Source organism: Streptosporangium canum, assembly GCF_900113865.1.
GTDB classification, from domain to species: Bacteria; Actinomycetota; Actinomycetes; order Streptosporangiales; family Streptosporangiaceae; genus Streptosporangium; species Streptosporangium canum.
In genome coordinates, this window is record NZ_FOQY01000005.1 from 37,126 (window position 1) to 59,377 (window position 22,252).

Below are 22,252 nucleotides of genomic sequence, written 5' to 3' on the forward strand. Positions count from 1 at the left end.
CAACCTCCTGTTTGAGGGGATGAAAAAACCCCCGCCCGAGCGGGCGAGGGTCGAGAGATCTTTCTTCTTGCTACGGGGTCACTCAGAGGTGCCCGCGCTCTTGTCGTTGTGCAGGAACGAGATGACGGCGGTGAGGACCGCCTGGCCGGCGGACAGGCCCAGAAGCTTCCAGTCAATGTCCGCGCCAACGGTGAGCGAGGTCAGAACCCCGCCGACTGCGACTAGGACGGACGCGATCAGGCCCTGGTAGCCGGTGCGCTTGGCGCGGTAGGCAGCGTTTGCAGCGTTGGTGATCTTCACATCTCCTGCTTCCTCGTTGTCTTCGAGAAGGTGGTCGTCGAACTGGTTGGGGATGGGGCCCACGGGCACGAAGTAGTGCTCGTAGGGGTCGGGGTCCGGAGCGGTAGCGACCAGCACGCCAGCCGGTTCTGGCTCGTGCCGGGGGTTCTGGGGACGGACCTTGTCCTGGTCCATCAGGGCTTGCAGGCTGGCCTGAAGCTCGTTCACATCCACGCGGGGTGTTCCTCCTTACAGGCCCAGGGCCTTGCGGGTAGCGGGCCCGATCTGGCCGTCCACTCCGAGTCGGTGGCGGGCCTGGAAGTCCATGACGGCGACGGTCTGAAGCGGGCCCCACTTCGAGCCGGGCTTGAGGTAGACGTAGCCGAGGGCGATCAGCCGGTCTCGGACGCGCTTGACCTCCGGGCCTGAGTCTCCGACCTTCAGGGGGGAATCCGCGGGCGGCTTACCCGCAGGTGGCGGGGTGGTTTCAGGCCCATCAGACGGGACGCCGGCCAGGGCCTTCCATGTGGATCGGCCTACGACGCCATCAACCGTCAGCTTGTGGTCACGCTGGAAGACCCTCACCGCACGATCGGTGGAGGGTCCGAAGTCTGCGTCCACGGTGAGCTTCGCGCCGGAGGCGTTGAGCATCCGCTGAACGGCCTTGACCTCCGACCCACGATCGCCCTTGCGGATCAGGTGGCCGGGGAAGGTCTTCCCGTCCCAGGGCTTGACCGGCTCGTCGGAGGCTCCCGCGTAGTGGGGGCGGACGTAGCCGTAGATACGGGAGTTGCCCAGGGAGATGGTCTTGCGGTAGCAGCCGTCCCCCTCGCCCTGAACGTTCCCGGCGGACCCGGAGGTGTTGCCTCCGATGGTCGTGATGGAAGAGGCTGACACCTTCTCCACCAGCTCGACGTGGTAGATGCCGGCCGATCCGCCCTTGGAGTACAGGACGAGGTCCCCCACCTTGGGTGTGGAGTGCCAGCGCCTGTTGGACCTCGCCCAGTTGTACTGGGTGATGGTGGATGCGGTGTGCGGGTAGTCGGTGTTCGGCTTGAGCCCAGCGGCCTTGCACCACATGGATGTGGCGGCGGCGCACCAGGGGTAGCCGTAGCCCCCTCCGGGGTAGCCGGGGATTCGGCCGAAGGCGCGGGTGATGGGCACGAGGTTGGACCTGGGGGGTCTCTCCTGCATGCCCAGGTCTGCCCGAGCCTCTGCGATCACCTTGGCGGCGGTTGTCATCGAGCAGACCTCCAAAACAGAAAGACCCCGCCGTTGGCAGGGCCCAGCACTTCTTTCTTCTTGATCAGGGGTTGAAGAGTTGGATGGCGGCGAAGATGGAGCTGGCCACCGCGACCAAGACGGTTACGAAGGTGAGGATCAGCCGGGTTCGCTCGGTGAGCTGCGTGTTGGTGACAGCGTTCTTGTCCACCTCGGACAGGACGTCCTCCAGCTCGTCCACACGCTTGACCAGCTCGGCATGCTTGCCGTCCCCCTGGTCCAGGCGCAGCAGGATGAGCGAAGTCTGCCCGCCGGTCCTCTCGAACCCCACCTCAACGAGGCGCTGCAACCTCTCCAGGGCGATCCCCAAGTACGGGTCGGTCTCGTTCACTCGATCACCCCAACATCCAAGAGCCGGTCAGGTCGACGGTGAGCAGGTTGTTCGATGCCGTTGCGTCAGTGAGGATGGTCATCCCGCCCACCGTGTTGATCAGCGCGGACAGGGAGTAGGAGGCGGTCGTGCCGTTACGGCCGGTCAGGCTGAGAGCCACGGTCGCGGAGGGGAAGAAGCCGGGGGGGAGGGTAAGGACGGTGGTCGTTCCCCGGATGGCAGCCGCAAGCGCAGTGCCGTTCGTCCTGCGCAGCGAGCCTCGGATGTGGACGATGTCCCCCTGGCGGCGTACCTGGATCGGGGAGGCCACCACGTTGCCCAGGCCGGTGGCAAAAGTGGTGACGTCCACCCAGGTCCCCAACGGGATCAGGTCGAGCTTGGCCTGTGCGGCAGCCAGGCCGGCCTCGGCGGTGTCGAGGTCGCTCTGGAGTGAGGCGGTCTGACCCTCCAGGGTTGTGGCCCTGCCCTGAAGGGCGGTGATGGCCGGGCCGTATGCGCCGTCGTTGTTGAACACCTGCGCGGCCGGTACCCACGCACCATTCGAGCCCACCACGAGGTAGTGGTTGGTGATGTCCACCCCGAATTCCCCGTTGTAGGGGGCGGGGTCCAGGAACGGCACGCTGCCTCGGATCGGGCGCACCTGCTTACCGACGAACCAGCGGCGGTCCAAGGGTTCGGTCGTCAGGCCGGTGTCCTTGACGATGTCGAGCTGGACGAGCGGGATCTCGTCCGCTACTTCCATGCTGAGAACCTGACCCACCATGTCGATTCCGCCCTTGATCTGGACGAGGTGGAAAGTCTCCCCGGCACGGTCCAGGCGCAGCGTTATCAGGTCGTGCCTGGTGTTGGTGTCATCCCAGCCTGAGCCGGTGATGTCGAGGTCGAAGGTCTTGGCCAACTTCAGCTCGAAGTAGTGTCCGCCGATGGTGGCCACCCCCGGCAGGATCACGATCTGGGTTTCGTTGACCTTCGTGGCGAACAATCCGCGGTTGCCGTCAGACGGGTTGGCGCTGGTCTCGGGGTAGCCCACGACTCCGGAGAGCTGCCACGTGCTGGCCATGGTCTCCCAATCACGCACGGAGACAACCTGGCCCGGCCCGGTGGCGAAGGGCCAACCGTGCTCGGTACTGGGGGGAGGTGGCATGGTCAAGGTGGACTCCTTAGTCCTTAGCGAAGGGGGTAGTGCCAGGTGACGTCGAGGCTGTTGGAGAAGGGGCTCTCCTGACCGCCCATGACGGCCTTGGCCCGATACCGCAGGATCTTGTAGGGCAGGGGCTTAGTGGACTGTTCGCTGTATACGTGGGTCCGCCAGGTGCCATCTCTCTTGACCGTGGTCCGCTGCGGCACTTGGGTGGCGTTCCCCCATTCAGTGACGCGAGTGACCTCGAATATCAGATCAGATCCGGGCAGGCCCGTGCCGAAGAGTTCCATCCAGGTGGATGCTCGTTGGTTGTGGTTCAGCGGGCCCGCGATGATTGGCGCTGCCAATGGGGGTACCGGATCGGGGGGCCCGGCAATCATGGTGAAGTGGTTAAGCGTCCCGTAGGTCGGCTGGTGTTTGCGGACTTTCCTGACCGCGATAGCCCACTGAGAGCCTGCCGGGAAGTCGGTCGGATTGGTTTTGAGGGTTGCGAACCAGAAGCCCTCTTCGTCCGGTCGGAACAGGCCATCTCCCACGGGCTTCCACAGCCCCGTCGTGTCCTTGGGCGCGTAGTCCAGCTTCACCCACTCGCTGCCATCGGTGGCCAGCGGCCGAGCGTCGTCTATGGCCTGGATGATGACGGTGTCTCCGGGAAAGAACTGGGAGGTCTCCTGAGAGATCGGCAACGGGCCGCCCCCGAGGGAGTCGGCCTGCACTACGAACCACAGGAACGCCGTGGCTCCCAACCATCCGTCGTTCAGCCGCGTCTCGGCCTCGATGAGATGCTTGCCGCCATCGGCCGGGATGGTGATAGTCCGGGGTTGGTAGTCGCCGTTGCTCAGCGTGATCTCGGGGCCGGACACCTTGCCGTCCATCAGCAGCCGACCGGTGAAAGTCCCGGAGGTCTCCCCGTCGTGGGAGACCTTCACGGTCACGTACTTTTCGCGGGTCGTGGGGTTCGGAATCGTCTCAACGACTTCGGCCTTGAGCACCCCAGGGCAGGCGGAGGTCAACGTGACGGATGTACTTGCCGCCGCAGTCGTACCAAGCCTGCCGGTGTCCACGATCTGAACTGTGTGTGAGCGGCCGTCGTTGGGGATCTCGATGGAGAACTTGGCGATCGAGTCGCCGTCCTTCGGCCAAATCACAGGTGTGGTTTTGCGGTAACCGTCGATCTGCACTTCGACGTAGTGTGTGGTGTCGACCTTCGCGGAGACCAAGTAAGCGGTAGCGCCTAGCGGGTAATTGCCGACAGCCGCTGTGTAGCAGCCCCGGCTCTCAGCGGTTATGGGCCCGATGGTCACGTATACACCATCTTCCTAATTGAGCAGGTGATGTCGGGCAGGTCCTCTAGCGGCTCAGGGCCTTCTCGGGTCTCCACGCCATGGACTCGGTCCCACAGGGCCCGGATTGCTGCGTACAGGTAGGGCGTTTCGGTGGAGCCGAAGGTGCCGATGGTCGGCTGGACCAGCGGGCCGGCCTCTACGGTGGAGCTGAGGCGGGCCTCACGGACGACCTCGTCTCGCACCTCGCCGTCGACAATGACCCGGATCAGATCGCCCAGGCCGTAGTCCCGGCCGAACATGACGTTGTTGGTCTCCAACGGGTCGATCGTGATGGAGGCAACTGGGCCCGATTCGAGGTTGAAGGCTTCCACCTCGTCCTGGAGAAGCCGGTACTGCGATGTCCAGGGGGGCGGGTCCTCTGCCCAGCCTTCGGGCTTACCTGGGACCTGCGTCCACATCCAGGGGATGTCCCGCTTGTCCTTGTAACGTTCGGCAGTGACTCCCCACTCGGTTTCAGCGGCGGAGAAACCCGCGTTGGCCCAGGCCAGTGTGTGCTGGAGATCGTCCGGCGTCTCGTAGGGGTCGCCCCACCAGTCGGGGTCGTACATGTGGTTGGTGTAGTAGCCGAACCACCGCTCTGGGCCGGACCTCTCCTTCGTGGTGAAGGTGTAGCCGTCCCCGAGCCCGTTGTCACCGAAGGTGGGTTGCTTCACCGTCTCGGTCCACGTCCGGTTTTTGGTGCCGATCACCAGCCGGGTCGCTTCGGGAGCCTTGGTCATGTAGGAGTAGCCCCGGAGGTTTCCGAACTCGGTCCCGAACCTCACCTCATTGGTGCGGTTGGCGATGGGTTCCAGCTTGAGCAGAATCCCAGGGCCGGTGGCGTTAGGGTCACCGTTGGAGGCGACCTCGGCGGGGTTCGGGTGCCAGATGAAGCGGATACGGAAGCCGTAGACAGCGCTCAGCATCGCCACGAGCTGGTCGGGCTGGTCGAACATGATCTGGGCGCTTCTGGAGGTGTCGTCTCCGAGGAGGTCCGCCGTGGACTCCGGGCCGGGGATGAACAGCCGCTCCAGGCGGCGCATCGGCTGGCCCTGAGTGTTCTCCAGGAACAGATTGCGTAGCACCTCGGCCACGTTGGGCCAGATCGGATTCATCTTCCAGTACCTGAACGCGGAGGCCAGGTGAATATCGGCCTTGGGGTTGGTCCAGGCCAGGCGCTCAGCCATCAAGCAGTTGTCGTCGACCCCGGTTACCTCCACCGTGCCGGCCCCGGCATCCTGGGAGCCCCATATCTTCTTGAGCTGCCGGATGGGTCCGGAGAAGAGGGGCTCGGCTACGCCCTCCTGGAAGACCACGATCCCTCGGCCGGGGGTCAGCATCCTTGACTGAGGGTGGCCGGCCGGGATGGTCATGGTCCATGAGCCGACAGCGTTGTGGCGGACAATCGCCTCGAACTTGGTGTGGGCGTCGGCTTCGCCGACGATGACGAGCGGGGCCAGGTCGTCGCCGCCCTCCGCCTTGGTGCGGGGGAACAGAGACTCCCTAACGAAGACTCGGAAGTTGCGCATGATCAGATTCCCATGAAGGAGGGCAGGTAGGTCGCCACGACGTTCGGTTGGTTGGCAGCCTCCCAGGCGGTCTCCTGCTCGGGGGTCATGCCGGTGGGCTTGTCGATGACGAGGGATATGTGGTTGAGGCCCGGCTGGAGCGCCCACATGTCGGAGGCGATGTCCAGCGCCCACCACATCGAGCGACCTCCGAGCGGGTCGTATTCGATGCCGATCTCGCGCGCCGGGTAGATGCGGATGTACTGGGAGCCCTTGGTGGTCTCGATGACCATGACCTCTCCGGTGGCGATGGTGAGCGACGCGGACAGCCGAAGCTCAGCCACGGTGTTGCCGTCGTCGTCCTTGCGGACCAGTGACAGTCGAGAGGACAGGGGCCCGCGGATTTCCCAGCGAGGCTGAGCCTCGACATCTCCAGGGTTTTCCAGGTCGATGTCGTTGACCCAGATCGGGGTGGAAGACAGGCCAAGGCCCTTGCCTGGGGTCGTCCCGTCCACGCTGAGGAACGGCTGTGCGCCCTCGGGCGGGTCGACGAAGGGGCGAACCAGGTCGTACACCTGGAAGGTGGCGATGGCGCGGCTCGTGTGTTGGAAGTACGGGTGCGGCGTACGCATCACCAGGCCGTACTTGGCCCAGTGGACGCCGTCCTCGGTCCCCTCTCCGCCCTCCATGCCGCTGACGTAGTAGCCGGTGATAGCTCGGGGAGTCTCGGCCACCAGAGATTTGCCGACCTGGGTGTACTCGATCGTCTGGAGGGAGATGAGCCCCCGCTTCGGGTTGAGGCTGGCGATGAAGCGGCGCTTGAGCGCCATCATCTCTGCCCTGGTCGTGCCGGTGATCGTGAGGGGCAGGAAGATCTCGCGGATGGGGGCTCGGGCGAACCGGTAGAAGCCGCCATCGATGGCCGGGTACTCGTCGGCCTTGGTGTCGAAGGCCGGCGCATCCAACCCCTTGGCTCCGGGCTGTAGCAGGACGGCTGCCCCGGTGGAGCCCTCATCGGTCAGGGTGTAGAGGCTTCCGTCCACTCCCCGCAACTGCACGACGGTGGGCTGAAACAGCACGGGCAGACCTCCTGGGCAGGAAGAAAGAAGGGCCCCGGCCGGAGTCGGCCAGGGCCCATCAAGGGGGTGGGGGGAGTTACTTACTTATTTCTCGTAGAGGGTGTCGGCGTAGGACAGTTGCCTGCGGAGAGACTCCTCGGTGGGGACGTTCGGGGCGGCGTTGACCGTGATGTTGTAGACCTTGGTTACCCCGGACCCTTCGGAGGCCGGCTGTTTGTCGGACGACCTGACCGCGCTGATGTAGGTGGCCACCCCAGCCGCCAGCGTGGCCAGAGGCTCGGCACTGGAGTCCAGCGCCTTCACTGCCACCGGCTCTGCCATCAGCATCATCCCCATGGGGGCTGACTCGGGGGCGAAGGAAGGCTCCTGCCCACCTCCACCACCTCCGCCGCCCTCCACCTGAGGTGCGGTGATGGTCGGGCCTTGGAAGGTCTGGTTCAAGCTCTCCAGGGAGGCGATGATGTCCGCCACCGCCGAAGCGACGGCTTCCCTGGCCTGGGACATCGCCGACTGGATCGCCGAGACGAAGCCTGACAGTTGCCCGTGCGAGGCAGCCTGGGTGGCCATCTCCTTGAACTTCGCCACGGCCTGGGTGACGGAGGTGGTGATGCTCTCCAGCACCTTCGCCATGTTCGCCTTCACCGTGGCCGGTGTCTGGTCAGCCGTGGCGGCAGCGTTCATCTCGGTCGGCAGCTTCTTGAAAGCCACGACCGACAGGTTGACGCCCGTTGTGATCTCGGAGTTCACCTTAGTCATCTGGCCGGTGATGCCGGCCACGATCGAGGCGTCCGAAGTGACCACTGAGGCCAGGCCCACGGGGAGCTGTGCGAAGGAGGTCTTGGCCGTCTCCACTCCGGTGGTCACCGCAGTGTTGATCTTCGTCATGATCCCGGTGATGCCGGTGGAGACGTTCTCCGACAGCACCGCCTGGTTCATCCCATCGGGCAGCTTCTTGAACTCGTTCGCGCCCTCGGTGGCCTTCTGCCCGATGATGGTGTTCATCTGGGACAGCTTGGCCGCCAGCTCCTCCGGGGTTCGGGAGGAGTTGATGACCTCCTGCATCACCTGGGGGAGCTTGGAGAAGCTCTCCTTCGCCGTGTCTACACCGGTGGTGATCTGCTGGTTCGTCTCGCCCATCTTGAGGCCCATCATCTGGGCGATCTGGGCTGCCTGAACCTGGTCCGTCATCCCCTGGAGCATGGCCTGAACCTGGGCGATGCCCTGGGGGCCGGCCTCCTGAAGAACGGTCAGGATCTTCTGCATGTTCGCGCCCATGGACGCGGCCAGAGGGTCACCTGAGGACTGGGTGGCCGTGATCAGCGACTGCATCGCGGCGACCCACTTGGAGTCCAGCTCAGTGCCGGTGAACTCGATCGTGTTCAGCAGGCCGAGGAACTGCGTCCGGAAGGTCTCGTTTAGCTGAGCTGATCCGGTCTGCCCGGTCTCCACCAGGCTGTCGATGCTCTCCTGCCAAGAGGTGCGAAGCTCGCGCATCTTGTTCACCGCTTCGGCGACCGCCGTGCCGAAGGTCACCTGGAGCTGCCGCTGGAGGTTGTCTGCGGCCTCCTTGGTGGAGTCGGCCTGGTCAACCAGGCCCTTCAGGTGCTCGGTGGTGACGGTGGAGGTGTGCTGGAGAGTGCCGTTGATCCCATCGACGAAGTCCGCCAGTTGCTGGCCGGCGTTACCGAGGTTGGCGGCCATCGTCGCGGCAGCCTCAGCCGCTGCTGAACCGAAGTTGATCAAACCGGTGGTCAGGTTGGTCAAACCCTCGGCAACCGCCGGATTGGACAGCGTTTCAGCGAAGGAGGCGACCGCAACAGCCAAGGTAGCCAAGACGTCCGGAGCCATCAGGGCGAAGGCCGCAGCCACAGCCTCCAGGGCCGGGGCCATGCTCACCAGGGCGTCGGCGAACGCCTGGGCCGCTGCACCGTAGATTTCCTTGTTCGCGGCGAAAGCGTCGAAAAGCCGCGCAAAGGCGAGGGCTAGCCCATTGATGACGTCGGGCGCAAACGTTGCGAAAGCACCCGCCAGGTTGGCCAGGGACGGCAGAAGGACGGCCATGCCGGACCCGAGCGCCTCGAACGACGACGCGAGGGCGGGGCCCCACTCCGACAGCTTCGTGAAGAAGTCGCCGAAGGCTCGACCGAGGTTCTCGAACCCGGACTTGATACCCTCCCAGAAGCCGGAGTCATGCAGGTTCGCCAGGGCCGTGGTCATGCCGACCAGCGCGTTGCCGACAAAGGCACCGATGGCCTCGGTCAGCGGCCCGAGCGCATCTGAGGCCGCATGCAGTGCTCGGGCCCATGCCTCGTAGGCCGGCTGGCCTTCCTTCAAGGCGTCGGCCGCCTTGGTGGCCAGCTTGCCGATCTCGTCCAGCATCGGCTGGATCGAGGTTCGGAAGGCATCGGTGAAGTCACCGATGAGTGCGTCCCACTCCTCCTTCAGCTCCTTGGAGGACTGCATGAAGCTGTAGACCACCCCGGCGAGGATCAGCGGAATGGCGAGCAAGCCGGCCACACCGACCAGCACGCCACCGATCGCGATGGCTGCCGCACCGGCGGCTGTGACGATCGTGCCGAGTAGCGTCACGATCGCCGCCATGACAGCGGCGCCCGCGCCGAGCTGGAGGATGCCGGACGCGATACCTGCGACCGCACCACCGACCTTGCCCAGTGCGTCCTGGGCAATTCCGCCGCTGCTGATCAGCCCGGAGAAGGCACCCCCTGCGGTGGAGGCCAGCGTGGCGATCCCCGACACGACCTTGCCAACGGCCCCGGAGAGCCCGTCGAAGATGCCTCCGACCTTGCTGCCGATCGAGGAGACCTCGTTGGAGACCGAAGACAGGGAGGTCTTATCGACATCGATATTGATCGTCTTGGTCTCGGGCCGGGTGAGTTCCTTGATCCGGGCCTCAGCCGCGCCGGCATCGACGTCAATGTTGATCGTCTTGGAGTCGGCCTTGGTGATGCTCGCGATGCGGGCGCTGGCCGCGCTGGTGTCAAGGTCGAGCTGGACGCTGATGTTGCGGTTCCGTAGGAACGTCTGCAACGCCGCTTCGGCCTTGGCCGTCTGAAGCTCAACTTCGACGTCAAGCGTTCGGTCGGTCAGAGACTTCTTCAGGTCCGCTTCAAACGTGGCAAGGTCGGCTTCGACCTCGACGCTGATCTTCTCGTTGGACCATCGGGCAAGCTCTGCCTTCAGCTCCTTACCGAAGTCGCTGGTGTCCGGAACGACCTTGACCCCGACGCGCCCAACTTCCTTGCGCGCAGGACTCCCCGCCATGTGTTTCCTCCATCTGGCTCAGGGGCGAGGAGGAGGAAGAGGGATCTTCGAGCCAGGCCCGAGCACGGGCGCAGGGGCGTCCTCGCCCCGCAATCGGGCAAGCAATGCGTTGGGTTGGGTGGCCTTCTCCTCGACCACCACGCCGGGACGGGGGTAGGGCGGGAGCGGCTTGACCTTCTTCGGCTTGTCGCTGTGCGCTGCCTGGTAGAGGTAGGTCAAGGCGTTGAAGGCGTCGTAGAGGTCCGCCATCACGTAGGCGTGCCGGTCCCAGCCGGCGTACTCCGGGCCGCGTAGCGCGGTCACATAGGCGGAGTCGATTGGGAGATGCCTGATCAGAGCCAGGGCCAGCGTGGGGGAGAGCAGTCCGCGGCGAAGGTCCCGCAGGTCCAGTTGGTAGAACCGCAGGAAATCGGCGAACAGCTCATCCCCGTGGCTGTCGATGAGGTCGATCAGGCGGAGGCTTCCGGGCCCTTACCGGCCTCCATCCAGGCGTTGAAGACCTTGGTACGGATCTGCGGGGGCAGGTCGGCCAGGGACTTCTTCAGCGAGTCCTTCTTGTCGGCGGCGGCGATGAGCATGTTCTCCATCGCGTCGATCCGGGCGAAGGTGTCGGCCGTGTCGTCACCGATGACCTTCAGGAGGGCCTGGACGACCTTCAGCTCCTCCTTGCCCAGCAGCATGATCGGCCGCAGGATGACGGTCTTACCGTCCTTGGCGAGGAACGGCAGGCCCTTGTCGGCCGTCTCACGCTCGACCTCTTCGACCAGGTCCTCATACCTCAGAACAGCCACGGGGGCTCCTTTGCATACGTGGGAATGGTGGGAATGGCGAAGCCCCGCCGCACGGCCATTCCCAACGCGTGCGGCGAGGCTCGGTGCCTGGGCGGGTTTCGAGGCCGCGCCCAAGCTGAGGGGGGTTAGGACTGGTCGATGGTGAAGGGCTTCTCGGCGGACTCACCGAAGTTGTTCTCGACCTTCACCTGAACGGCCACGTCGCCGGTCTCGACCGGGTCCGGGACCGTGACGGTGACCTGAGTGCCCAGCGGCGAGGTGATCACGTTGGTGCCCTCGTAGACGCCGAACCACACGGTGAGCGGAGCGGTCAGGTTGGTACCGGTGAGCTGGATCGTCGCGCCGGGCGCAGCCGTGGCCGGGGTCACGGTGTCCAGGGTCGGCGGGGTGATCACGACCGCCTTGCCCCACATGACCGGGCTGATCTCGCCCAGGCCGTTGGAGCCTCCGAGGATGGTCGCCTTGACCGGCATCTCGCTCAGCGCGGCCGGGTCGTAGGTGACGCCATCGGAGCCGATCATCGAGACCCGCTCGTAGTACTCGACCACGTGACGGTCACCGTCTACCGCGACGACGAGCATCGCCTTGGTGGAGGAGGCCGGCACGGACGGGATCACGAACGACCCATCGGCCGCCACGGTGCCGCCGCCGTAGTAGAGCTTGTAGGTCTCCGTGGTGAAGTCGGCCAGCGCCAGGGTGACCGTGTAGACCTTCGGCGGGTTGGTCGTCCGCAGGGCCGGGTTCTGCCAGGTCCCCAAAACCTCCGCGTCGTCGCCCTCGGACTCGTGGGCGATGCCGTTCTCCAGCGAGGTGTTGCCGATCGATGCCCAGGAGACGCCGACGCTCTCGCGCAGGGTGCGCAGGTTGCGGATGTCCAGCGGCAGGGTGGGCTTGGGAGTGCCCTCGGGGGCAACGAACACATAGCCGGTGTTCGGGACGAGGACCGGGTCCTTGGTCAGGTAGGTGGGAGCCATTGAGTTACCAATCTCCTATATGCATGCAGGGGGATGAAGAAGAAAGAAGGGCTTCAGCGCAGCGGGCGGGTGGAGATCTGGTAGGTCCCCTGGAACATGTAGGTGTCGCCGTGCTTGCTGCTCAGGCCGTCGTAGATGCGGCTGGGCGCGTTGACCTCGCGGAAGCGGAACAGGTAGCCCATCTCGGGGCCGTCGATGTAGCGGAAGTTCTCCCGAGCGGCCTTCTCCATGGCGACTCCGGATTGGCGGGCCAGGCGAGAAGCCTCACCGCGCGACGACGCGAACGACTCGATCTCGAAGTAGCACGTGCTGTAGAGGTGCGGCTGCCTGGAAGCGCCGCCTGGGGTGGCACGCACCACCAGGAAGTTCTGCTTGTCCCAGTCTTCGGGGGCCTGGCTGTAGACGCGGGAGCCGGCCTGCGTGAGCAGCTCGGGCATGTAGTGGTGCAGGGCAGCGATGATCGCCTTCTCTGGGTCAGGGATCATCACATCTCCCCGATAGTTCTTTCAATCACGCGGCTGCCAGAGATGTCCGTATCGGACCAGGTGTTGTGGTGGCCGAAGTTGTAGCCGATCGCGCCCTCGTCGCCGATACCGAAGAAGGCGTCCTTGTCTCCCAGTGCCTCGGCCCTGACGCTGCGCGCCATTGCCCCGGTGCGGTTCCTGATGTTCTTCTTCAGCAACCTCGCGCCTCGTTGGGCGGTTGAGATGACCTCGGCATGCACACCCTCCAGGCCGGCCACGATCTCTGCGACCCTGGGGTCCACTGAGTAGCTCAAGGGGTGCCGCCCTTCAGCTCGCACAGCGCGGTGATGTAGTCCGTGCGCCGGGTTCTCCAGCGCTTGGGGTCCTGGACGACCGTCCAGATGCGGCCCTGTGCCTCAATCTGGGACCACTGGCCCAGCTCGGCGAGCTTGGGCGACCACTTGATGACGACCGTGACTCGGGCGGTGTCAGCCCAGCCCTGGGAGGCAAGACGCATGTTGGCCGCCCAGCCGGCTCCGGCGAAACCGGTCGGCAGGAGGAACGCGTTGGCCGAGATGAAGGAGCTGGAGGAGACGGGGCTCTTGCCGCCGCCGTACCCGTCAGACACCCACTCGGTCTTGAAAATCTTGACTGGCTCCGGGGCCCTGTCGAGAATCACGGAGGGCTCCCCTCGGCCGGAGGGGGAACGAGGTGGCTGATGACCTGGATCGAGCCCAGACCACTGCGCCACTTAAACGGCCGAAGCGCCGTCTTGACGTCGCTCGACAGTGCGACCACCGACCCGCCGTAGGCGTAGTTGGTGGACAGGTCACCGACCCGGTCAGCAGCAATTCCGGGGTCAGTGTTTAGATATCGGATCACCTCCAGGCAGGCGACCGCCCTCACGGCGGCCGGAGGGGTGGCGGTGTCGTAGGTGCGCCCCAGGAACGACTCCACCAGTGCGGTCACATCGGTGATGTAGGCGTTGACCTGATCCAGCCGCTCGTCCTCATACACCTGCCCGGTGCGCGCCTCGATGTCGGCAACCGACATCAGCATGGGTGTCTCCAATCGAGCAGGGGCCAGGCCCCCGACCTCAAGCCGGGGGCCCAACCAGTGGGGCTCAGGGGGTGGCCGGCGTGCCCACGACGATCTCGGCCGGGGCGATCACCTTGGCGTCGTAGTGGACGCGGGCCTTGACGGCGTCGGTGAACTTCGCCTCCGGCTTGTAGGTGTCCATGTCGATGTTCGGGATGACCGCAGCGACCGAACCCCGCGTGCCGAGGATCATGTCCACGGAGGTGGCGGCGGTGTGGGTCTGGCCGAACAGCGCCTGCTTGCCCTTGCGGGCGACGCGAGCACCAACGGTGTTGGAGACGACCACCGGGACGCCCAGGACGGAGCCGACGAAGCCGTTCACCATGATGGGAGTACCACCCCAGTGGCTCGCGTCGATGAACTCCTTCATCTTCAGGATCTCGGAACGAACCGAGGTGCCGATGACCAGGAACCGCTCACCCTCGCTGTTGGCGTCGTCGAGCAGCGCGAGCATGTCAACGATCTGGTTGTAGCGGGCGGTGGCCCCGGTGCCCAGGGCGACCGACTCGACCAGGCCGTGGAGCGCGGCGGTGCCGCCGTCGCTGTTGGCGTCCTTGCCCAGACCCGAGGCTGCGGCGGTCTCGATCGAGCCCTGAACGATGGCGGTGGCCACCAGCGCGTCGAGCGCCAGAGCGGTCTTACGAGCCCGCTGGCGGACCAGCTCGCTCATGAGGTCCACGCCCTGCTTGGTCTGGAGCTGGTGGAGGGAGTCCACCTCGAAGTGGAAGCTGGAGCCCTTGGCCACCTGCATCTTGATGTACTCCAGCTCAGCCTTGTCAGCCGTGCCGATGGAGCCGTACGCAGGCACAACGCCCTTGTCCACGACGGTGTCGCGGAAGTGCGGGATGCGGATTACGTCGCCCTCGCGCTTGAACTCGCCCTCGTACGTGGAGGTACCGAAGAGGTTGCCGAGGACGAGCTGGTCCTCAGTGTCCGTCAGGAGCTGAGCGCTCCAGACCTCGGGGACGAAGACGCCGGCCGTGCCGTTGGTGAGACGCGCACCGCCGTCCTTGTAAAGGCCGTTGGTGAAGGTGGTTGCCAAGGGATGTCCTTAGTTCTGGGCATACAAAAGGCCCACGGCGTGCTGCCATGGGCCCGGTATGCGGGGGGTTAGTTTTCGCCGCGCAACACGGCGTCCAGGCGACCGTCCTTACGGGCCTGAGCGATCTCGCGAGGAGACATGCTTGGCAGGTCCGCTCGGGTGAGCTGGCCTGCTGCGCTAGAGCCCTGCGGGCCGATGCCGAGCCCCTGGGCGAACTTGGGCCCCTTGGGAGGGGCGAATTGGCTGGCGACCTGTGCGACGAAGTTGTTGATCGCCTGTGCGTTGACGTCGCCTTCGGCGACGAACTTGGAGACATCGAGCGCTTCAAGGACGGGCGTGAGATCCACGCCGGCCTTGGCAGCAGCCGTCTCCAACTTGTCCTGCGCACGCTGCTTTGCGACGGACTCCAGGGCCTCACGGCGGCCCAGCTCCTTGGCCTCAGCGACCGTACGCTCAGCGTCGGTCATGTTGGCCTCGTTCAGCTTCTCCAGCTCCTTGGAAGCCTTCTCCCAGTTGGCCTCATGCGTCCTGGCGAAGTGCTTCCACTTCTTGGCCTCCGCCTCCCAGTCCGTGTCAGCGTCGCTACCAACCCCCTGATTGGGGGAGGGTGGAGCCGGGGGAGTGTTCTGGTCGGAGGGCGGCTGGTTCTGGTTGTCGTCCATCGGTGTCCTTCTCCATGTCGGATTGGGGAATGCAAAAAGCCCTGACCATGTCGGCTAGGGCTGGCGTGCGTACTGCGAGGGGTTAAGCGGCCTTCTTCTGGCGCTCGACCGAAGCGACCTTGTCCTGAGGTGACTTCGGCTTGGCTTCGCCGCGAGTGGACTGCTGCGGCTGCTGTGCTCCTGGCTGGCCGGGCTTGCCTGTCGGCTTACCGGTCAGGGGGTCCACGAGTTCAGGGCCGTACTTGTCGTCCAGCTCCTTCTGTCGCTTCATCTCCTCCTCGCGCATCGCGTCGAAGCGGAGAATCTGGGTCGGCGTGTAGCCGTACTCCTCCTGAAGCTGACGGACCGGAACGTTGAGTTCCTTCAGCTTCAGCAGAGCGTCGGCCTGCTGCGCCTTGCTGCGGTACTCGGGGTCTTCCCAGATGACCTCCGCGCTGTACGCCTTGGCCCTGGACGTGTCGCCCTTGACCTCAAACGCAAGCCGCATGGCCTCTTCCCAGGACTCGCCGAAGTGCAGCATCCGCTCCTTGGCCTTGGCCACGAGGCCGGCCTCTGCGGCGGTGATGCTCTCGCCGGACGGCGCTTGTCCGCCGTTCAGCAAGAAGTAGTGGAAAGGCACCCTGGACTGGCTGGCCATGTGCTGGACCAGCATGTCGATCAAGACCACGTAGTTCTTGAGGTCGGCCGCCTCGAACTGGCCCCACTTAGCGTCGGGGTTGTCCAGGGTCAGGATGCGGTCCACGTACGCCCTGATCATGGCCTGACGAGCCTGCTCCAGCTCACTGTCAGTGGCGTTGTCCGGAGGCTGCTCGATACCTGCCAAAATTCTCTGCGGGAAGGCAGCGAACTCCGAGGCAACCAGAGCGTCAGCGGCCACCTTGTTGATCGCGTCCTGAACCGGGATGATGCTCGCCAGCTCGCTGAAGGGGGTCAGCTTCAGACGGGTCCGGTTATACAGCGGAACGACCGGGACCTTGTCGAGCGGGTTGTTCTCCCGCTCCGGCCCTGTCCACGTCCGGCCCTCGCCATTGCCCCGCACCTCGGAGGTGTAGACACCGTCCGGCAGCCACAGAGTGGCGTGCTCAACTCCCCAGTCGTCGATGTACTGCTTCATCGCGGCGGCGCGCTTACGCCGACTGCCGGGCTCGTACTGGACGACGACATCCTCAGCGCTCTCAGGAGAGATCAGAGGCATGTCCTCCTCGTCGCCCCACACCACCAGGTAACTGGCCCCGCCCATCAGGGCGTCGATGTGTGCGGCGTTCGATTCGGCGTCCAGCGAGTTGTACTGCCAGATCTCCGTGGCGTCCTTATCCGCGGCCTCCTCCGGGCCCATCCGGAAGCCCTGGACCCGTAGACGCTCGCTGATGCTGTCCACGATCAGCGGGCAGAAGTTGTCCCTCCAGCCCACGAACATGTCGCCGAAGATCTCGCTGAACTTCTGCTGGGCGTAGTTCAGCGTCTTGTTCTCGGAGTCGTAGTAGGTGGCGTACTTCCGTACCTCGGAGCGCTGCTTCGACAGCTTGCCTTCGAGATAGGCGATCCATTCCAGCGGAGTCTGGGGGCGGCCCCCGGTGTGGCCGAGGGCCATGAGTTACCAACCTCTTGTTTGCGGGCATGGGAAAGGCCCTCGGCGTCAGGCCGGGAGCCTCGGGCGGCAGGTGTGTCAGTAGGTGCGGAGGCGTGCGCGCCGGCGCACCCTCATGCGACCGTCAGCGATGGCCTCGGCTCGCGCCTCGTAGGCCAGGACCGCCGCAATCGCGGCGTCGATCTTCTTCTTGGACTTCTTCGATTCCTTGCGGATCAGCAGGCCCTGGGGGACCTCGTAGGTGACCGCGTTGGCGATGTGCCGGGCTAGGTCCGGGTTGCCGTCGTGACAGATGTCCTCAGCCAGATGAGCGGCGGTGTGCATCCGCTCGACCGCCTCGCACATCTGCTTGGCTCGGGCCGGGGAGAACTCGAAGACGATGTCCCGGTTGTCCCTGTCGGACTCTTTGAAGTCCAAGGCCCAGGTGCCCACCACGTTCTGCCAGTAGGACGGGTCCGCGTAGACCCACTCGACCCGGTAGGTCGCCTGCGCCTGGCGCATCCGCTTGTCCACCAGCAGCGTGTCCACCTGCCATTCCCTGAGCGGGTCGTGCGGGTCCTCGTCCAGGTGGATGATGAACAGCTTGCCGTCGCGGAGACGGCAGCCCACGATCGCCGTGGCGTCGCTGTAGAGCGAACCATCGAAGCCAATAGCGATCTGGTCGCCGGCCTTGATCGGGTCGTCGTCCTCGCGCAGGCCATCCCAGACGGGCTTGGCCATCCAAGCGTCGGCGCTCTCCTGGATCTTGTTCAGGTAGAAGCGGTATGCCTGCGCCTGACTCGTACGCGGGTCCTGGATCGCTTCGATCAGGCCCTGGATGTCCACCCAGTGCGAGTCGCCGTACGCCTGTTTCAGGCCCAGCTCGACAGCAGGAAGGTCCTTGAGGTCGATCTCTTCGGAGTCGGCCTCGATGCAGTCGTACAGCAGCCTGCCGTTCGGCTTCTTCAGGAACGCCTCGTAGGTACGCTGCGCGACCGAGTCCTCGTTCGGGTTGAAGGCGTTGGTGGACTCCACGTAGCGCGAGCCCGCGCCGGCCGTCTTGCGGACGTTACGGTCGAGCACCTCGAAGACGGCCACGCCGCCGTTGCTGGGCACCCAGTGGTGCGTCTCATCACCCACCACGAAGGTGGGTCGAGCACCCTCCAGACCTCGGCTGGAGCTGGTGACGGGCTCGATACGACCAGGCCGGCCAGAGCGGAACTGAATCCGCTCCTTACCGATCTCGATGTCGTACTCGTCTTCGGCCGGCGAGTTCGCCAGCATGCCCCGGATCATGTCCCGCGTATTCGCGGTCTGGTCGATCGAGGTAGCCGCGATCTGGATCAGCGGCAGGCCAACTCGCTTGCCCACCGGGAAGCCCTGCTCGTCGAAGTGCGAGAAGCGGGCGGGCCCGATGAACTCGATGATGGCCAGGGCCGCCAGGACTGGGGTCTTGCCCCAGCCCTTACTCCTGCGGAGACAGGCGGTGTCGTAAAGCCACTTACCGCGCTCGTCGATCGCGTACAGCCACAGGATGAAGCGCTTCTGCTCGGGCGTGAACTGCCAGGGATCGCCCGCGTTCTCACCGTCCGGCTGAACTAGGAAGCGCTCGCCCCAGCGCAGGATCTGGTAACCCAGCGAACGCTGCGGGTGGGGGACTCCCTCGGGGAGGTTCCCAGACTGCATGGGGAACCTCCTTCATGTGTCAGCGCGTGCGGCCCCGGCCGCCTCGGGGGGCGGGGGTCCGGGTGGGGGTGGCCGGGTTCTTGCTCGGCGGCCCTCCGCGCTTGGGCGGGACGGCACCCTTCGCCGGGGGCGCGGGCTTGGACTTGGGCGGGGTGGGCTTAGGCTTCGCGGCCATGGGTGATGCCTCTCGCGCAGGTTGGTGTCAGATCAGGCACCGCCGAGACTTCGATACAGCTCGAAGTCCGCGACGTTCTCGGGGAGCTTGTCGGGCTTGTCGGAGCCGGACTTGTCGGCGTCCTTCTTGCCCATCCGCAGGCGCATCCGGTCGGTGACCGTCGCACCCAGCAGTGACTCGTTCTGGCGAATCTCGGCCAGAGCGTTGTGGCCTGGCCGGCGGTAGTAGGACTCGACCAGAGGGGCGAGCATCTGGAGCCTCTGCCAGTCGGTGGCCTTGAAGGACTCGGCCTGCTCGGACTCAGCCCAGGTGTCCCACCAGCGGCAGGTGGCCACCGAGTAGCTGTCGCGCTTGAACAGCTTGCGCAGCTTGTCGGGGACGTCCTCGTCACCTTCCAGGTGGGAGAGGTCCACGGCGTTACGCCGGACGGCGTTCTCCTTGGGGGCCGGCCCTCGGCCTGCCATCAGGACTCCTCGGAGGCCCTGAACCGGGCGCGGGCGGAGCGGTGCTCGAAGGCGGGGAACAGGTCAACCTCGTAGACCTCGTCCACGATCTCGACCGTTGGCCTGGCGCCCTTGGCCCTCCGCTTGTCGCCAGCCTTGACGGCCTGCTCGCTGGCCGGCTTGCCTCGCTCAGCCGTCATGTTTACCAACCTCCTGGTAGAAGAAAGAAGAATGTGGGGTGCGCGGAACCCGCCCTCACACGCACCGTGCCTGTGCCCACCGGCTAGAAGCTCGGTATCGCTCGGGCTACCCGTCTGGTGATCAAGCTTCAGGAGACTCGTAGTCGTTGAAGCAGAAGAAGTTGACGTCGCACTCGTCGCAGTCGGCGTCAGGGTCGTCCCATCGGGGACAGCCGAGTGCTTCGGAGTCTGAGGACTCCAAGTCCTCGGAGAACTCCTCGAAGTCACCCTCAGGACCGCGCTCAAGGAGCGCGCTGAAGGATTCGTCTTCCTGGCCCCGCAGGAAGCAGGGGACCTCGCAGTACCCGCAGAAGCCGCCAGGGCCACAGTTTGCATCGGTCATCGGTTACGCGCCCGACCTCGGGCAGCCTCCTCGCGGCTCTTGGATTGGTGGCAGGCATCGCAGATGCAGGCCAGGTTGCTCAGATCCCACGAGCCGCCTTCGGCGACCGGGTCGATGTGGTCCACGATCCGACCGGGGCCGCCACAGACGTAGCAGCGCTCTCGGTCACGACGTCGGGCTCGACGCATCAGCGTCGCGGCGTTCTTGGGCCGCGTCTGGTTCCGTGGGCTCGTCTGAGCCCAGGGCACGTAGTGCGTTGGGCACATGCCCTGGTTGGTGGCTGCCTGTCGGCAGTCCTTCTTCAGGCACTTGGAGGGTGCTCTAGGCAAGCTCACCTCCGGAGTCGGAGACGTAAGGAGGTGTTGGAGTGAGAAGTAAGTTTCTCCAGGTGGATCGGCCTGGAGGCCGATCCTTAGTAGGAGTTACTGGTTAACGATCTAACGAAACACCTTCGGTGTTTCTTAGAACTAGTTAGTTAACCGGTACCCCCCTTACCCCCCATGAGGGGGGAGCGGGGTTAGCCCAAGGGTGGACTTTTCCGGGAGGGTCCGAGCTGGTGGGGGTGGGGCTGGAGCGCGCTGAATGGGTGCGCCGCTCCTCTGCCCTTCCCACCAAGTAATGGTGCGGACTTTTCCGAAAAGGTCCGGAACAAGTTGAAGGGAGACAGGCTGTTGCCTGCCTCCCCCTTCTCACCTACCTATAGAGCGGACTTTCGGGATTCGTCCTACCGGGTCAGGTCCCGTGTTCCCCGTGTCGCCTCCATGGCTGCTTCTCGCAGGGCTGCGTCGCTGGCTCTGCGCTCTGCCATGGCATCGTCTGCTTGGCGTCCGGCGGCCTCCAGGGCTCCCGGCTCCACCGTGTCCGACACGGCGTTGATGATGCGCTGCTGGAGGTCGTCCGGGAGGAACAGGTCAAGGTCGGGGGCCTTGGGGTTGCCTGCCACGTACAGGCGGACTCCGGTCTTGCGCAGGAAGTCGCAGCGGACCTCCCAGGAGGGGTTGCGCTCCCAGAACTGGCGGAACGTCTCGCCCGTGCCGGACTCCTGCCACCGCGATGGGATCACGGGCAGGGCCTCAAGCTCTGCCAGAGCTGCCTCGTGCTCCTCCATCGCCTTGAGGACTGCGGTAGCTCCGGCGCTGCCCGGCTTCAGGTGGATGAGGTTGCCGGTCAGGTTTTCCAGGGCCTCCTGGAGTTGGCGGATGTCGGCTGACCTGTCGGAGCCAGGGATGTATGTCCTGGTCATGATTTCGAGGTCGCCCGCGTTGCTGAGGAAGGCGTCCTCCAGGTGCGTACGGAGGATCTCCAGGGGCCAGGACGTCACGTAGGCGCAACGGGTACCGACCTGGCGCGTCTTGCACAGGTAGTAGTCGTGGCGTCTTACCGAGCCGTCCTTCAGTTTCCGGGGGGCCGAGTTCGAGTAGTACACCGAGCCGCAGGCGCAGTAGAAGATGCCCGCCCAGTCGGTGGTCCGAGGGGTGATGTTCCGGTTAGCGCCACCGCGACGGGCCAGCACCTCCTGGAGCTTCTCGAACTCTTCGAGGGTGAGGATCGGGTCGGCCCACTGCACGGGCAGGCCGGCCTTCTTCTGAATCTCTCCCTTGTAGACCGCGTAGCCCATGAGGGCCGGATTCGTCAGGACCACCCGGAGCACAGTGTTTGACCACTGAGTGCCCTTCACGGCGGCCTCGGCCTGCTCGCCGCCTTCGAGGGCTTTGACGTGGCGCTGGTAGTCGCGGGCGGTCAGGATGCCGCGAGCGTTCCAGTCCAGGACGATCATGCGTATCGAGTGTCCCTTGTTCACCAGGCGGTCGTATGCCTCTCGGATGAGCGGGCCGGTGACGGGGTCGATGCCGAGACGCCAGCGCAGCGCCTCGCGGTGCAGGACGCGGATTGCCCGGTAGCCGAAGGGCCACGAGCCGCCCGACCAGAGGCGTTCTTCTCGGTACCACTCAAGCTGGTTGAGCTTCTTCGTCCTGACGGAGTTGCGGTAGTTGGCGGCCTGGGCCGCTTTCACCGAGGCGATGAGGCGGCCGTTGGGTGTGGTGATGTCGAAGGAGGGGTCATCGAGGACGACGATGGTCTTGCCGTTCTCCAGCACCCATCCGACGAAGGCAGCCCAGTGCAGGTCGTCGCGGGTGATCCGGTCCTGCTCGGTGACCATCATGCCGTCCCACTCGTGGATCAGCGGAGCTGTCAGCCACTGGCCGAGTGATGGCCGCTTGTCCAGGTTGACCGCCCCGGACACGGTGGCGTCCTCAACCCAGCCGGCCACTGTGTGGTGGCCTTCTCTGATCGCTTTCGATAGCTGGACCTCTTGGCGAGCTAGTGCCGAGGACTGCTCTGTGTCCCGGCTGATCCGCTTCACTGCCAGCACGCGCAAACTGACTCCTGGTGTCTGAGTGGTGTCACCAGGATATTGAGACGGTTTGGGCTATCGCAAGTCCGACGTGTCGGATGTTAGGGATTCCAAACGATCAAGGGTGGGCGGCTGAGGGCGGGAACGCGCTGGCGGGTGGCGATGTTGACAGCCAAATAGGAGCTT

25 protein-coding genes are annotated in these 22,252 nt (G+C 65.1%); all 25 read right to left on the minus strand.

The genetic code is table 11. From position 1 onward, the window contains the following. Nucleotides 1-78: 78 nt before the first annotated feature. The 25 genes from BM085_RS08945 to BM085_RS09060 all read right to left on the minus strand — a co-directional run bounded on the left by BM085_RS08945 (nt 79) and on the right by BM085_RS09060 (nt 22,084). Entirely contained in the window at nt 79-513 is a 435-nt protein-coding gene (locus tag BM085_RS08945; RefSeq protein ID WP_093886548.1) for a hypothetical protein, read from the minus strand. A gap of 15 nt (nt 514-528) precedes the next feature. Continuing rightward, entirely contained in the window at nt 529-1,521 is a 993-nt protein-coding gene (locus BM085_RS08950) for a peptidoglycan-binding protein (RefSeq protein ID WP_093886549.1), read from the minus strand. A gap of 64 nt (nt 1,522-1,585) precedes the next feature. Next, nucleotides 1,586-1,891: a hypothetical protein gene (locus BM085_RS08955; RefSeq protein WP_093886550.1), complete on the minus strand. Its 306-nt coding sequence runs from the start codon at nt 1,889-1,891 to the stop codon at nt 1,586-1,588. A 4-nt stretch (nt 1,892-1,895) separates the two neighbouring features. Further along, nucleotides 1,896-2,969 (minus strand): hypothetical protein, encoded by a 1,074-nt coding sequence (locus BM085_RS08960; RefSeq protein ID WP_143120858.1) that lies wholly within the window; start codon nt 2,967-2,969, stop codon nt 1,896-1,898. A gap of 89 nt (nt 2,970-3,058) precedes the next feature. Beyond that, nucleotides 3,059-4,336: a hypothetical protein gene (locus BM085_RS08965; RefSeq protein WP_093886552.1), complete on the minus strand. Its 1,278-nt coding sequence runs from the start codon at nt 4,334-4,336 to the stop codon at nt 3,059-3,061. Beyond that, nucleotides 4,333-5,886: a Gp37-like protein gene (locus BM085_RS08970; protein WP_093886553.1), complete on the minus strand. Its 1,554-nt coding sequence runs from the start codon at nt 5,884-5,886 to the stop codon at nt 4,333-4,335. The genes BM085_RS08965 and BM085_RS08970 overlap by 4 nt, the downstream gene beginning before the upstream one ends. 2 nt (nt 5,887-5,888) lie before the next feature. Beyond that, a complete protein-coding gene (locus BM085_RS08975; RefSeq protein WP_093886554.1) occupies nt 5,889-6,944 on the minus strand; it encodes a hypothetical protein in 1,056 nt (351 codons plus the stop codon). Nucleotides 6,945-7,028: 84 nt separating this feature from the next. Further along, nucleotides 7,029-10,226 carry a hypothetical protein gene (locus tag BM085_RS08980; RefSeq protein WP_093886555.1) on the minus strand — a complete coding sequence of 1,066 codons (3,198 nt, stop codon included), beginning with the start codon at nt 10,224-10,226 and terminating at the stop codon, nt 7,029-7,031. 18 nt (nt 10,227-10,244) lie between these two features. Then, nucleotides 10,245-10,529, minus strand: coding sequence for a hypothetical protein (locus tag BM085_RS08985; protein WP_093886556.1), 285 nt, complete (start codon nt 10,527-10,529; stop codon nt 10,245-10,247). 146 nt (nt 10,530-10,675) lie between these two features. Next, nucleotides 10,676-11,017: a phage tail assembly protein gene (locus BM085_RS08990; protein WP_093886557.1), complete on the minus strand. Its 342-nt coding sequence runs from the start codon at nt 11,015-11,017 to the stop codon at nt 10,676-10,678. Between the two features lie 125 nt (nt 11,018-11,142). Next, on the minus strand, nt 11,143-11,991 hold the full coding sequence (locus tag BM085_RS08995; protein WP_093886558.1) for a phage tail tube protein: 849 nt from the start codon (nt 11,989-11,991) through the stop codon (nt 11,143-11,145). Nucleotides 11,992-12,044: 53 nt separating this feature from the next. After that, complete coding sequence (locus tag BM085_RS09000) at nt 12,045-12,476, minus strand: hypothetical protein (protein ID WP_093886559.1); 432 nt, start codon at nt 12,474-12,476, stop codon at nt 12,045-12,047. Continuing rightward, nucleotides 12,476-12,757, minus strand: coding sequence for a hypothetical protein (locus BM085_RS09005; protein WP_093886560.1), 282 nt, complete (start codon nt 12,755-12,757; stop codon nt 12,476-12,478). The genes BM085_RS09000 and BM085_RS09005 overlap by 1 nt, the downstream gene beginning before the upstream one ends. Before the next feature lie 8 nt (nt 12,758-12,765). Then, entirely contained in the window at nt 12,766-13,083 is a 318-nt protein-coding gene (locus tag BM085_RS09010; protein WP_143120860.1) for a hypothetical protein, read from the minus strand. A 47-nt stretch (nt 13,084-13,130) separates the two neighbouring features. Further along, on the minus strand, nt 13,131-13,514 hold the full coding sequence (locus BM085_RS09015) for a hypothetical protein (RefSeq protein WP_093886562.1): 384 nt from the start codon (nt 13,512-13,514) through the stop codon (nt 13,131-13,133). 64 nt (nt 13,515-13,578) lie between these two features. Then, on the minus strand, nt 13,579-14,595 hold the full coding sequence (locus BM085_RS09020) for a phage major capsid protein (protein WP_093886563.1): 1,017 nt from the start codon (nt 14,593-14,595) through the stop codon (nt 13,579-13,581). Nucleotides 14,596-14,663: 68 nt separating this feature from the next. Then, nucleotides 14,664-15,257: a hypothetical protein gene (locus tag BM085_RS09025; RefSeq protein ID WP_093886564.1), complete on the minus strand. Its 594-nt coding sequence runs from the start codon at nt 15,255-15,257 to the stop codon at nt 14,664-14,666. Between the two features lie 82 nt (nt 15,258-15,339). Then, a complete protein-coding gene (locus BM085_RS09030) occupies nt 15,340-16,848 on the minus strand; it encodes a phage portal protein (protein ID WP_093886565.1) in 1,509 nt (502 codons plus the stop codon). Between the two features lie 75 nt (nt 16,849-16,923). Further along, a complete protein-coding gene (locus BM085_RS09035; protein WP_218158663.1) occupies nt 16,924-18,510 on the minus strand; it encodes a phage terminase family protein in 1,587 nt (528 codons plus the stop codon). Between the two features lie 19 nt (nt 18,511-18,529). After that, nucleotides 18,530-18,685: a hypothetical protein gene (locus BM085_RS44280; RefSeq protein WP_177245021.1), complete on the minus strand. Its 156-nt coding sequence runs from the start codon at nt 18,683-18,685 to the stop codon at nt 18,530-18,532. 32 nt (nt 18,686-18,717) lie between these two features. Next, complete coding sequence (locus tag BM085_RS09040; RefSeq protein ID WP_093886566.1) at nt 18,718-19,149, minus strand: phage terminase small subunit; 432 nt, start codon at nt 19,147-19,149, stop codon at nt 18,718-18,720. Beyond that, nucleotides 19,149-19,328 (minus strand): hypothetical protein, encoded by a 180-nt coding sequence (locus BM085_RS09045; protein WP_093886567.1) that lies wholly within the window; start codon nt 19,326-19,328, stop codon nt 19,149-19,151. The genes BM085_RS09040 and BM085_RS09045 overlap by 1 nt, the downstream gene beginning before the upstream one ends. A 121-nt stretch (nt 19,329-19,449) precedes the next feature. Continuing rightward, nucleotides 19,450-19,710, minus strand: a complete 261-nt coding sequence (locus BM085_RS09050) for a hypothetical protein (RefSeq protein ID WP_093886568.1) — start codon at nt 19,708-19,710, stop codon at nt 19,450-19,452. Further along, nucleotides 19,707-19,976 carry an HNH endonuclease gene (locus BM085_RS47370; RefSeq protein WP_093886569.1) on the minus strand — a complete coding sequence of 90 codons (270 nt, stop codon included), beginning with the start codon at nt 19,974-19,976 and terminating at the stop codon, nt 19,707-19,709. Before BM085_RS47370 ends, BM085_RS09050 begins: the two co-directional genes overlap by 4 nt. A gap of 458 nt (nt 19,977-20,434) precedes the next feature. After that, entirely contained in the window at nt 20,435-22,084 is a 1,650-nt protein-coding gene (locus BM085_RS09060) for a recombinase family protein (protein ID WP_177245023.1), read from the minus strand. Nucleotides 22,085-22,252 lie beyond the last annotated feature (168 nt).